The sequence below is a fragment of the Bacteroides faecis MAJ27 genome (assembly GCF_900106755.1).
GTDB classification, from domain to species: domain Bacteria; phylum Bacteroidota; class Bacteroidia; order Bacteroidales; family Bacteroidaceae; genus Bacteroides; species Bacteroides faecis.
Map to the genome: position 1 here is coordinate 12,091 of NZ_FNNN01000017.1, position 14,029 is coordinate 26,119.

At 42.0% G+C, this 14,029-nt stretch carries 6 protein-coding genes; 5 read left to right on the forward strand and 1 reads right to left on the reverse strand.

The annotated features are described in order from the left end of the window. Positions 1-21 precede the first annotated feature (21 nt). Complete coding sequence (locus tag BLW31_RS15035) at positions 22-984, forward strand: glycoside hydrolase family 18 protein (protein ID WP_029425124.1); 963 nt, start codon at positions 22-24, stop codon at positions 982-984. Between the two features lie 78 nt (positions 985-1,062). On the opposite strand, the gene BLW31_RS15040 is transcribed toward BLW31_RS15035, so the two are convergent. Continuing rightward, entirely contained in the window at positions 1,063-5,178 is a 4,116-nt protein-coding gene (locus tag BLW31_RS15040; protein WP_010535829.1) for a hybrid sensor histidine kinase/response regulator transcription factor, read from the reverse strand. Between the two features lie 224 nt (positions 5,179-5,402). Between BLW31_RS15040 and BLW31_RS15045 the strand changes: the two genes are divergently transcribed. From BLW31_RS15045 to BLW31_RS15060, 4 genes are all read left to right on the forward strand, one after another. After that, positions 5,403-8,549, forward strand: coding sequence for a SusC/RagA family TonB-linked outer membrane protein (locus tag BLW31_RS15045; protein WP_010535828.1), 3,147 nt, complete (start codon positions 5,403-5,405; stop codon positions 8,547-8,549). Between the two features lie 32 nt (positions 8,550-8,581). Beyond that, positions 8,582-10,597, forward strand: a complete 2,016-nt coding sequence (locus tag BLW31_RS15050) for a RagB/SusD family nutrient uptake outer membrane protein (RefSeq protein ID WP_022301282.1) — start codon at positions 8,582-8,584, stop codon at positions 10,595-10,597. Positions 10,598-10,617: 20 nt separating this feature from the next. Then, entirely contained in the window at positions 10,618-11,958 is a 1,341-nt protein-coding gene (locus BLW31_RS15055) for a BT_3987 domain-containing protein (RefSeq protein ID WP_010535826.1), read from the forward strand. Between the two features lie 108 nt (positions 11,959-12,066). Then, positions 12,067-14,019, forward strand: coding sequence for a glycoside hydrolase family 97 protein (locus BLW31_RS15060; protein WP_029425121.1), 1,953 nt, complete (start codon positions 12,067-12,069; stop codon positions 14,017-14,019). Positions 14,020-14,029 lie beyond the last annotated feature (10 nt).

Sequence of the window (14,029 nt, forward strand, 5' to 3'; positions counted from 1 at the left end):
ACCGATTAATTATCAATCATTATGCTAGTACCGAGAAAAATTGTATTCTTTCTTTTTTTGTTAGTAGGATTATCGTTGTATGCGCAACAAGACTATTTTGTCAGCTCCTATGTACGGGGTAATTTTTATAACCGTGGTCGTATTGCTGCTGAAAGTTTGAGGGCAAGCGATGACTTGATCTTTTTGAATGTCCGTCCCCATAAAGACGGTTCTCTTTCTTTTGAGAATCCCCGTGTTTTTCAGGAAAAAGGAGTGACGACCTGGGAGGAACTGATAAAGTCGGTCCGTGCCGATGTGAAGGGGACGAAAGCGAAACTTCGGTTGGGTGCCGCCGGTGGCGAATGGAAAGCAATGGTAGCGGATGAGGCTGCCCGGACAACATTTGCAAAAAATATAAAGAAGGTATTGGGAGAAAATAAACTGGACGGCATCGACCTGGATTTTGAGTGGGCAGAGACTGAGAAGGAGTATAAGGATTACAGTCTGGCTATCCTGAAAATGAGAGAAGTGTTGGGAGACAAGTATCTTTTCAGTGTGTCTTTGCATCCTGTTTCCTATAAAATCAGTAAAGAAGCGATAGCTGCCGTTGATTTTATCTCTCTGCAATGTTATGGTCCTTCTCCGGTCCGTTTTCCTATGGAGAAATATGCTTCGGATATACAGATGGTACTGGCTTACGGCATTCCCAAAGAGAAACTGGTGGCCGGCGTTCCCTTTTATGGAGTGACGAAAAATGGCTCGAAGAAAACGGAAGCATATTTCAGCTTTGTACAGGATGGATTGATTACCACGCCTGCACAGAATGAAGCGACCTATAAGGGAGAAGTATATGTTTTTGACGGGCAGGATCATATCCGTACTAAAACGCGCTATGCAATGGAACAGCAGCTGAAAGGGATGATGAGCTGGGACTTGGCGACGGATATGCCGCTGAAAGACAGCAGATCATTGTTCAGAACGATGCTTGAGGAGTTGGGAAGATAGTTTAAAAGCCCGATAACAGGGCAAAACACACCTCGGACACTTTCTGGACTTAACGGCTTATTGACTGACTTTGTTTCTTTATTCCTGTTTTATCAACTTCAGATAATCCGAAGGAGAAACACCAAATTCATCTTTAAAACATTGACGGAAATAGCCTGTACTATTCATCCCTACTTTATAGGCTATTTCTGAGATATTATATTTTCCTTCGAGGAGCAAACGTTCCGCATTCTGCATTTTTACTTTACGGATATATTCGTTTGTGGAAAGTCCGGTTAGTGCTTTCATTTTTCGGTAGAGTGTAGAACCGCTCATACACATTTTGTCAGATAAATAGGTGATATCAATCTTCTCTGATGAGAGGTTGTCTTCAACCAATTGTGTAATTTTCTCAATGAATTCATTGTCCAGCTTGCTGAGAGCTTCAGTGATGATGGAATGTTTCTCGTCCAAATGGACGCTGGAGGCATGAGTTGTTCCGGACTGTTGGAATTGAGCGATCAATTTCTTTCTCGAATCGAGCAGATTGTTGATGCGGCTACGCAGTAGAGAAGCACTGAAGGGTTTGGTCAGATAGGAATCTGCTCCGACCTGATATCCCTCTTCTTTATCTTGTAGTGAGTCTTTGGCAGTCAGCAGGATGACGGGAATATGACTGGTACGTACATCTTCTTTTAAGTGCCGGCATAGTGTGATACCGTCCATCACCGGCATCATGATATCACTGACTATAATATCGGGAATGCGGTTGAGTGCCTGCTCTTTTCCTTCTTCACCATTGCTTCCTGCGATCACTTCAAAAGAGTCGGAAAAGGATTCGGCGATATAATTCTGTATTTCTTCATTATCCTCAACAATTAGCAGGATAGGTTTGCTGTTCTCTGTTGTTGCTGTTTGAGAATCATCCGTGATTGTTTCCTGATATTCCGGTTTTGGAGTCATTTCTGTGGAGTCGGCATGTAAGGCATTCGGATAGGTGTTATCCGTCAGTAAACTGATATAGAAAGTACTTCCTTCATTCAGTGTACTCTCTACACGTATATCACCTTCATGCAGTTTGACAAGATTTCTGACTAATGACAGTCCGATGCCGGTACCTGATGCCTGATGTTTGCCGCTTTCCTGATAGTAACGGTCGAAAATATGCGGTAGGGCTTTCGCTGAAATACCGTATCCTGTATCACTGACCTTTATCTCTGTATAGGAAACTTCATTTCTTATAGTTTGATACAAACTAAGAGTTACACGTCCCTGCTCTGTGTATTTGATGGCATTGGATATCAGGTTGTCCAATATAATGGTAATGATTTCTTTATCAAAGAAAAGCAGTATCTCTTCTTTTTCTGTTTGAATCTGGAAATCAATCTTAGGCTTTTGATTCAGTTCTTTGTATTTAAGTCCTATTTCATAAATGAGCGGGGTGAGATTACCTTTACAGATACATAGCTTCTTGTTCTGCGTTTCCGTTTTCCTGAATTCCAGAATTTGGTTGATCAGATTGAGTAAACGAAGGGCACTCTGATGAATGACAGAAAGTTTTTGTATTTGTTTTGTCGGCAGAGATGTATCTTTTTGCATATCCTCCAGAGGACCGAGAATCAGTGTGAGAGGTGTACGCAACTCATGTGTGATATTGGTGTAAAAACGCAGGCGTTCCTGGTTCAGTTCTTGTTCCTGCTCATGATTTTTCTTTTCCAGTGTATAGAGGCTTTCCAAATCTATTTTCTTTTTGTAAGCATGTAGAATGAGATAAATGATGCTGATAGATGTCAGGATATAGATAAGCTTTGCCCACCATGTCAGCCAAATAGGGGGATTGACCCGGATGATAAGGGAAGTGGCTTCTTCCGGCCACTCCTGATTGTGTATGCGTGCTTTGATAAGGAACTCATATTTGCCGGGTGGAATATTTCGGAAGGTTACGCTGTTGTTCTCATTAACGGTATACCAGGAATTCTCAAGTCCTTTCAGCATATAGGTATAATCCATCTGATTCACAAAAGAATAGTTTTGTACATTGAATGTCAGACTGAATGTGTTCTGCTCATGTGTCAACTCTACTTCCTGTTTATCGGATAGTGAAACAAATACTTCGCTGTTTTTTTGATTCCCCAATCTTTCAAATATTCTCATCTCGGTAATGATGACAGGTGGTATCTTGAAATTGCTCATCGCAATATTGGGAGCAAAGCAGCAGAGTCCGTTGATAGATCCGAAATAAATGGAGCCATCGGTGTTTTTTGCTACACTACCTCTCATAAAGTTTCCGGCAGGAACATCGTCAGAGTGTCCATAGTGATAGAACCGTTTTTTCTTTGTCACGTAACATCCGATCCCCTTGTTGGTACTGAACCAGATATTTCCTTGCTGGTCTTCGGTAATTGCCTGAATGAAGGTGTTGGCAAAACCGTCTTTACGCTGATAGGTTTTGTAATCCGTATCTTCCGGTGAACGGAAACATACCAGCCCGTCACCGGTAGCCACCCACATCCTTTTCTCCTTATCCTTGTATATTTGATTGACGGTGTTGGAGCAAAATCCTTCTCTTTGTATATAATGCTTGATTAGGTGAAAGTCCGGACTATATACTCCCATTCCATCACCGAATGTTCCGATCCAGAAACGTCCTTTCTCATCTTGTTCAATTGTACGGATCAGATTACCGTGTAATTCGCTGTTGCCGGAATGATAATGCTGTATCACTTCCATCTTTTCCGGATCGTAAATGTATATGCCTTCACTACATCCTATCCAGATACGATGATGATTGTCTTCGCAGAAAGCACGTACATCTAAATTGGTTCTGCCCATTGGAGTGATTGAGCGGAATGTCTTTGTTTGGGAATTATAGAAGCTGACACTTCCCAGAAAGGTTCCAAACCATAAATTTCCTTTAGAATCCCGGAAAGCAGTCTGTACGGAATTGGACAGCAGTTCTCCTGTTTCTTTTTTGTAGATGGCTACACGCTTGTTGTTTTCAAAAACATTGATTCCTCCGCCATCTGTACCAATCCATAGACGTCCTTGTTGATCTGTACATATACTGCTTACAATCTTGTTATTCAAACTGTTGCTGTTGGTGGGAATAGGAGAATAATCGATCGTTGTGAACAAAGCAGGTTCACTGCTGATGAAGTTGATTCCTCCTCCCCATGTTCCGAGCCATACGTTGTCAAAAGAGTCCTGATAGATATAGCGTACGCTGGCATTGGAAAGGCTGCGGCTGTCGTCTCCTTCCCGGAGAAACTCAAAGGTGATTTGCTCGGGTGACAGGAACTGGCTTTGTTTTAAATCCAGTATTGCGATACCGCTTAGCTCGGAGGCAATCCAAAGTTTATTATTCTTTAGTTGTTTGATGCAGAAAATACGGGTGGAAAGTGTACCATATTTGTCGTTCCGATTTTGCTTGAAAGTGACAAAGCTTTGGGTAGTTGAGTTGTAAAGAGCCAACCCTCCATCTGTCCCCAGCCATATATTTCCATAACTGTCTTTTAAGATGGTACTTACTTCATCTCCCGGCAGACTGTTAGGATCATTGGGATCATGACGGAAGTTTTTTGTACTTCGGTCTTTTAATGAAAGGATGCTGAAACCGCTGTTGACATGACCGATATAGAGATTTTCATCTCCTCCGTCAAGTACTGTCCAGGTCTGTTCACTTTCTAATGTAGGGACAGTTTTTTTGTTATAGTGTGTGAACTTACCTGTAGCGATATCAAGATATTCTATACCTCTATAATAGGTACAAATCCATAAACCATCTGTGTTTTGGGCTGAGACGATGTCAGTAACATCATTCGTTATCAGGCTGTTTGGATTCTGCGGATCGTTCTGATAGGCAGTGAAGGTTTGTGAATGATAGTTGTAAGCGTTAAGCCCGTCACGCTGGGTGGCAATCCAGATAATAGGACGTTTCGGATCAGCATATACTTGGTTTAGTTCATTACCGGTGATACTTTGGGTATTGTTGGACGGATCATTCTTATAATAGGTAATAAAACGGGTACCATCAAACTTGTTCAGCCCTTCTTCTGTGGCAAACCATAGGAAACCTTGCTTGTCTTGTGTAATGCCTACTACATAATTATTGGAGAGTCCCTGCTCTATACCTAATCGCTTGATAATATAGGGTTGAGCCATCAACCAACAGGAGGATGTCAGAAGCAAAATCACAAGAATGATGTATCGTTTCATGATTTGTGTTTATTTGTTTTATATTCAATTCCAAAAATAGAAATAAATATTTTATTTTGGCTATGTAAATCGTGCATTGCATGATTTACATAGCCTCTCTGCATGATTTTTGTCTGTTATCTCTATGTTATTGGTCTATATTTGTGCAGTAAAACAGAAGAAATACTGTTTGGTTTCACTGCGAACTTGAGTTTTCTGAAATATCTATATTAACAATTAATACTATGATGAAAAGTTTATGTTGTAACTCTAAACAAAAGTTGTTAGTGGCATTATGTCTGCTATTTTGTTTGTCGGGAAATGCACAACAGGCGAACACTGTTAATCGTGCAGCTGCAAAGGAAAAGACTGTAGGAAAGCGTACTTTGATTGGTACTGTAATAGATGCAAGTACTGGAGATGCGCTGATTGGAGTCAATGTTAAGGTGAAAGGAACGGGAGAAGGTACTATTACCGATTTGGATGGTAAATTCTCTATCGGGGTAACGAGCCAGACGCAACTGGAAATCTCTTATATCGGTTATAAGACACAGACGTTAATGGTAGGAGACTTGGGGGTGATGACTGTTAAAATGGAATCTGATAATGAGATGTTGGATGAAGTGGTAGTTATCGGCGCCGGTACTCAGAAAAAGGTGTCTGTAACAGGTTCTATCGCTACAGTCAAGGGTGCTACACTGAAACTACCATCTTCTTCACTGACCAGTTCACTTGCCGGAAAGTTATCGGGTATCGTTTCTGTTACTAATAGCGGTGAACCGGGTTCTACTTCTGATTTTTATATTCGCGGTATCAATACTTTCGGCGGACGTTCTACACCGTTGATTTTGTTGGATGGGGTAGAAATCTCTTCTAATGACCTGAATCGAATTCCGGCAGAATCTATTGAAAGTTTTTCTTTACTGAAAGATGCCTCTGCTACAGCTATTTATGGTAATCGTGGAGCTAATGGTGTTATGTTGGTAACTACCAAAAGTGGTACTGAAAACACAAAAGCGACTGTAAATGTGTCTTTGGAAGCTTCTTATTTTCGCCCGATGAATCGGGTGAAATTTGCTGATGGAGCAACTTATATGCAGACCTATAATGAAGCTGCCCAAGCCAGAAGTGCAACGCAGATTACTTCTCCGAAGTATACGGAAGAGCAAATCACCAATACTGCAAATGGGGTAAATCCTTATGTATATCCGGATGTCGACTGGTATGACCTTATTTTCAGAGAAGGCAATTTCAACCAGCGTGCCAATGTAAATGTGCAGGGAGGGGGATCACGTGTGACTTACTATATGAGTTTGCAGGCAAATCACGATACCGGACTGTTAGATGCTCCTGATTATTACTATAGCCCTAATATAAACAACTGGGAATATAATTTTCAGAACAACATATCGTATAAGTTGACTAATACGACGACCGTTGACTTGCGTATGATGGCACAGATTGGTAACAAAAAAGGGCCTAATTATTCTACCTCCGATTTATATAAGATCGTCATGCAGGCTAATCCTGTAGCATTTCCTGCTTATTTCCCCAGTGAAGATGGTGATGAGCATATACGCTTCGGTAATGCAGAAATAAAATCCGGTGTTTACGGACAGAACCCGTACGCATATATGATGAGTTCTTTTAAAGAAGGCAACTATAATACGCTGAATACCTCACTGAATATTACTCAGGATTTGAGTTTTCTTACCAAAGGATTGAGCGTGAAAGCATTAGTTAACTTTAAAAACTGGTCGGAATCTACTTATAACCGTTCCATTACACCTTATTATTATAAAGTGAAAGATGGGTCTTATGATTTTGGAACGAATCAGTATGAACTTCAGACATTACAGACAGGATCGGACTATGTTAGCCAGTCGGATATCAGTAAAAGTGCCGATCAAACCTTCTACTTTGATTTTCGTGCTGACTGGAAGCGTAGCTTTGGTGATCATAATCTGACTGCGATGCTTATGTATATGATGCGTGAATATCGTAGTAGTGTATTACCTAACCGTAATCAAGGTTACTCAGGGCGTTTGACTTACGATTACTCCAGCCGCTATTTATTTGAATTTAACTTTGGCTATAACGGTTCTGAACGTTTGGCATCCGGTGAACGTTTTGAATTTTTCCCTGCTGCTTCCGTTGGTTGGGTGGTAAGTTCTGAGAAGTTCTGGGAACCGATGAGTAAGTATGTCGACCACTTAAAACTTAGAGCTTCTTATGGTTTGGTCGGTAGTGATGAGTTTAACGGCAGTGCTCCGCACTTCTTGTATCAAAATAATATCAGTATTGGTGCGGGACACAGTTTCTGGACCGGTCTTCCTTCCAATGAAATTAACAGAAAAGGTCCTGCTTTCTATGTATTAGCTGTTGAAAATGCAGGTTGGGAGCATGTGAAGAAGTTTGATGTCGGTTTTGATATGTCTCTGTTCAATCAGTTGAATATTACTTTTGATTATTTCCGCGATCATCGTGACCGTATTTTGATGGCACGTTCATCTTGGCCGAATATGTTAGGATACTGGGGATCTCTGCCTTGGAGCAATATTGGTGAGGTAATCAACCGTGGTGTCGAATTGAGCGTGAACTGGAATAAGCGGTTTGGCAAAGATTGGATTGTAGATTTCCGTGGTAACTTTACTTATAATCAGAATGAATATAAGTATGTCGATGAGCCGGAGTATCCTTATGTATGGCAGACTAAAACAGGGAAGCCATTGAATACCTTGACCGGTTATGTAGCTGAAGGATTATTTACCAGCGAGGAAGAAATAGCTAACTGGCCGGATCAGTCACAACTGGGAGCCAACATTATGCCGGGCGATATTAAGTATCGTGATATCAATGGCGACGGAGCCATTACAACGGAAGATCAGGTGATGCTGTCTCCCTATAATAGTGTTCCCCGTATTCAATATGGTTTCGGCTTGAATCTAACCTATAAGAAGTTTGATTTGGGTGTATTCTTCAATGGTTCAGCAAAACGCAAGATCATGATCAACAGCGGATATGCTCCTTTCCTTTCCGGCGGTGGCGATGGTATGACTACTGAAAGTCTGGAACGCAACCTGATGCAATGGATTGCTGATGATCATTGGTCGGTAGATAACCCGAATCCGAATGCGGCTTATCCTCGTTTGGGTATAACCAGTGCCGATACTTCCAATAATACTCAGCCTAGTTCTTACTGGATGCGCAATGGAAATTTCTTGCGTTTTAAGAGTCTGGAAGTAGGTTATCGTTTTCCATATTGCCGTGTTTACTTTAGCGGTGACAACCTGGCGGTGTTTAGTCCGTTCAAGTTATGGGACCCGGAACTTTCTTGGAATGCTTATCCTTTGCAACGAACCTTTAACTTAGGCGTTCAATTTACTTTCTAAAAGCACAGTTTAACTTATAACAGAAAAGAAGTATGAAACTAATACAAAAAATAATCCAAATATCACGGACCTTGCTGATCTCTTGCTGCCTGTTGACTTCTTGTAATTATCTGGACGTCATTCCGCCTGCACAAGCTGACTTTGATGATACCATGAAAGATGAAGCTGCTACGCTGAATTTCCTGTTTACTTGTTACGGCTATATTCCCCGTGTACATCCGTTCGAATTTAAAGCATTCGAACAATCTGCTGATGAACTTATATCACCTAAGATGTGGGATGATTATCAACAACAAGTAGCGTGGGGAACGATTTCGCCTTCTTATTACAACAGTTGGGGTGGTGATGACATGAATATCTGGACACCCAGCTACAACTGGCTGGGTTATGTGCATCATTTCCTGAGTCTGATAGATGAGCTACAGCCTACTGGAGTAACCGAAGATGACAAGGCACAATACAAAGCTGAATGTTATTTCCTGGAAGCATACTATCATTTTCGTGTGTTGCAGGCTTTTGGACCGTGTCCGCTCATTACAGAGAAAGTGGATCCGAATATAACAAACGATCAGATTCCCGGACGTTCACATTTTGACTACTGCGTGGATTACATTGTAGGTAAACTGGATGATGCAGCCAATGTTCTTCCGGCTACGAGAGCGACGGAAGACCTCGGTCGTGCTACTTCTACCATTTGTAAATGTCTTAAAGCTCGTGTACTGCTGTATGCCGCTTCTCCGCTATGGAATGGTTCTTTCTTTAAGCCGGACTGGCAGAATGAGAACTATGAAACACCGGATTATGGCAAAGAGCTGGTTAGCAGCTCTTACGACCGTGAAAAATGGAACCGTGCATTGACTGCGTGTCAGGAAGCTCTGACAGCTGCTAAAGCAGCTGGTCATGCCCTGTTCGATATTGATACAGCTAACAAGAAAGCGGAACGTGACGGAGTAGAATTACCTTTTATCCCAGGTAAGGAAGAAGACACACCGGAAAATGAGGAATTCAAAGAGCGTGTCCGTATGTTCCAGTATCTGATTACTGCCAATGAAGGGGACAATAACAAAGAAATTATCTGGGGACAGCGTATTGACTCAGATGTGAATAATGGTGGAGAAGCTACCGACTCTCGTTTGCCGAACCGTGTAGTGAAGAAAAGTGATGGAAGTTGGGCAGGCGGTTGGGCAGGTCTGGCACCTACCTTGTACGCTGTGCAACACTTTTATACAGAGAATGGAGAACTTCCGGAACAGGACAGTGATTTTTATCCGAAGTCAGAATGGTATACCCGTTTTTATGAAGGAACTTCGAGTCCCGAACTCGCAACTAACGGGCTGGATAGTGAAGATGTGAAGAATGATATCATCAAACTGAATGCCAAGCGTGAAGCTCGTTTCTATGCATGGATTGCTTTTGATGGTTGCGAGTATGCAAAGAAAATCAATAATGGTAATCCACTTTGGCTGAATTTCAAAAACACCAATACCAATGGATGGCGTTCTTCCGATTCACGCAATATAGCAGGTACCGGTTATTTGTCGAAGAAGTTTATTGATCCGAATATACGTTTCAGTGCAAGTGGAACCCGTAGCCATACTCCTTCAAGACGTCCGTTTATCCGTATGGCGGAACTTTATCTGAATCTGGCAGAATGTTACGCAGCATTGGACGATACACCGAATGCTATTGAGAATCTGAACGTAATCCGCAAACGTGCCGGAGTCAGAGACCTGGAAACAGCTGACCTGACAGATATGAATATAACGGAATGGGTACGCAATGAACGCTTTATTGAGTTGTACGAAGAAGGACACCGCTATTATGACTTACGTCGTTGGGCAATTGCTCCACAAATGCTTAAAGCAGGACTCCGCTATGGTTTGAACGGACTAGCTCTAAACCCGAATTTCGAGGAATTCAACACACCAACTCAGATTGACCAGCCTTTTAAATGGGACGATCGGTTGTATCTGCTTCCGGTATGGTCGAGAAGTGATATGGATGAACTTTACAGTAATCCGCAGATGGTGCAGGCACCCGGTTATTAATCATCTAAAAACAATGCATTATGAAAATAAGAAATACATTATTGTTGGCGGGAAGCCTGCTTTTATTGGGTGCCTGCGATGAATCAAAATATGATCTGGACAGCTTGGTCCCGGAACAGTATCATAAGATATTGTATGTGAATAATAGTGGTAAACAGGAAGTGACTTTGTATGATACGGGGGAGAGCTATGCATACACTTTTTCAATATTCAAATCGGGAAGTGAACCCAGTCTGACTGCCAGCGCAGATATTTATGTGTTGACACAGGAAGAACTTGACAACGAGTATAGTGATCCTGAGGCTGTAAACTATAAATTGATAGGTACAGACTGTTATTCGATAGAGTCGACCCATCTGGATTTTTCGGCTACCGACCGTTATAAACCGGTTACGGTGTCATTGGACCCAGAGAATATTAAGTCTATGATAACAGCCAATCCGGATGCGGTATGGGTATTGCCTTTGCAGGTTGTAAGTGAAAATGACTCTGTAAATAGTGAGAAGAATGAGCTGTTTCTGCAAATAACCGGAGTCATCACCCCGTCTTTTGGATTTGAAAGTTCGGCTGTATCTGTGAAGGAGTATAGTTATGGTTCTGCTGTTACCGAAAAAGTCGCTTTGGGGCTTGATACGGAAAATAGCTGGGAGATAAACTGTGAGTTTGCTGTAGACGATGCATATCGCACAGCTTATAATACAAAGAATAAGACTATATTTCAGGCTTTGCCGGATGGCAGTTATTCTTTTCAGGATCAGATGACTCTTTCTCCCGGTACTACGAATACGGAATTGGCTGTCACGATAAACACTGATCAGTTGGAACCGGGTGATTATATGTTACCTATCCGTATTGAATCGGTTTCTATATTTGGTATCTCTTCAACCAATGATGTGTATCCTTTGACTATTCGTATTCTTGGTCCGCTGTTAGATCGTACGAGTTGGACGATAGAGGCCAATACACAAGAACCGAGTGGTGAAGGTTCCGGAAATGGTGTGCCTTCATGTGCATTGGACGGCGATCTTTCGACTTACTGGCATTCGTCCTGGCAGAGTGGTACCCATGCTTTACCTCATGAGTTGATTATTGATACCAAAGAGTCATATACATTTACTCAGTTTGGTCTGGTACAAAGACAACATGATAGTTATATGGATGCGGGTACAGGAGTCTTTTATGTGAGTGATGATAAGGTAAACTGGACAGAAGTCGGAACGTTCACTATGAAGAAAATTCATGCTACTCAGAACTTTACTTTGGAGACTCCGGTACAAGGCCGTTATTTCAAGGTACAGATTACACAAAGTAACAGAGACCTCAATACTTCTTTGGCAGAGATATATGCATATGGGTTGTGATTCAAATCATGAATCTTAAAAGGTTATCAGTTGTTTTAGATTGCTTTTATAAATATGGCAGGCGGAAAATATCCGCCTGCCTATATTGACTATTAAATATTTGATATGATGAAGAATAGACTAAAAGGTTTCGCTTTTATGTTGACGACAGTTGTTTCGTCGCTGACTGCACAGAATGTGGTTGTTAACGGACCTGATGGTAAGTTGCAGGTCACGGTTTCGTGTCCGGAAGAAGGCAAGGCATCCTACTCTCTTGTTTATAACGGAAAGCAGATGCTCGAATCTTCCCCGTTGGGGTTGGAAACGAATTTGGGTAGTTTTGTCAAAAGAATGAAGCTGATCGGACATCAGGAGAAGCAGATTGATACCGTTTATACTCAGTCGCGCATAAAATTTTCCCGCATACACTATCGTGCTAATGAACTGGTTTGCTATTTCTCTAATGATAAGGGGCAGAAAGTGAATGTAACGTTTCGGGTGAGCAACAATGATGTAGCTTTCCGGTATACATTGCCTCGTCAGGGAGAGACAGGAAGTGTTGTAGTGAATAGCGAAGAAACGGGATTCCGTTTTCCTGCCGGAACTACCACCTTTCTTTGTCCGCAGAGTGATCCTATGATTGGCTGGAAACGGACGAAACCTAGTTACGAAGAAGAGTACAAGGCAGATATCCCGATGGATGTGCGTTCACAATATGGACATGGATATACGTTCCCTTGTTTGTTTAAAATCGGGGAAAATGGTTGGGTGCTTGTCAGTGAGACGGGAGTGGACAGCCGCTATTGCGGTTCACGTCTGAGCGATGTCACAGAGGGAAGTCTTTATACAGTTACCTTTCCTATGCCTGAAGAGAACAATGGTAATGGAACGGTAGAACCGGCTTTCTCTTTACCCGGTTCTACTCCTTGGCGTACTATTACTGTGGGGGAAACATTGAAGCCTATTGTGGAAACGACTGTCCCGTGGGATGTAGTCGAACCGCTGTATGAAACGGAACACCAATATCGTATGGGACGGGGAACATGGAGTTGGATAATCTGGCAGGATGGTAGTATTAACTATGATGATCAGGTGCGCTATATCGATCTGGCTGCAACTATGGGTTACGAATATGTACTGATAGATAATTGGTGGAATACGAATATCGGTTATGAGCGTATGGGGCAACTTATTAAATATGCACAGAGTAAGAAGGTGGATATGTTTTTGTGGTATAGTTCCAGCGGCTATTGGAATGATATCGAACAAGGGCCTACGAATTTGATGGATAACCCTATTGCCCGTAAGCGCGAAATGAAATGGTTGCAAAGTCAAGGAGTAAAAGGTATTAAGGTCGATTTCTTCGGCGGTGACAAGCAGGAGACAATGCGTTTGTACGAAGCTATATTGAGTGATGCCGATGATCATGGGCTGATGGTTATCTTCCACGGTTGTACTTTGCCGCGTGGCTGGGAACGGATGTATCCCAATTATGTAGGCAGTGAAGCGGTGCTGGCTTCGGAGAATATGATTTTCAATCAGCATTTCTGTGATGAAGAGGCTTTCAATGCTTGTTTACACCCCTTTATACGTAATTCGGTCGGTTCTATGGAATTTGGCGGCTGTTTCTTCAACAGACGATTGAATAAGGGAAATAACGGGGGAACAACACGCCGGACTACAGATGTATTTCAGTTAGCGACTGCTGTTTTATTCCAAAATCCGGTTCAGAACTTTGCTTTGACTCCTAATAATCTGACAGATGTTTCCCCGGTCTGCATTGACTTTATGAAAGAAGTTCCTACTGAGTGGGATGAGAGTCGTTTTGTTGATGGTTATCCCGGGAAATATGTAGTGCTGGCCCGTCGTCATGGTGATAGTTGGTATCTGGCTGCTGTGAACGCTACTAAAGAACCCTTGAAACTGAAACTGGATTTACCGATGTTTGCCGGAAAATCAGTTTCTTTCTATAGTGATGACAAACAATTGCAACCACAGTTACGGCAGTATAATGTAAAATCTGATGGCAAGTTTCAGTTGACCATTCAACCGCAAGGAGGCGTTGTTTTAAAGAATAACTGATCGTGAGCAT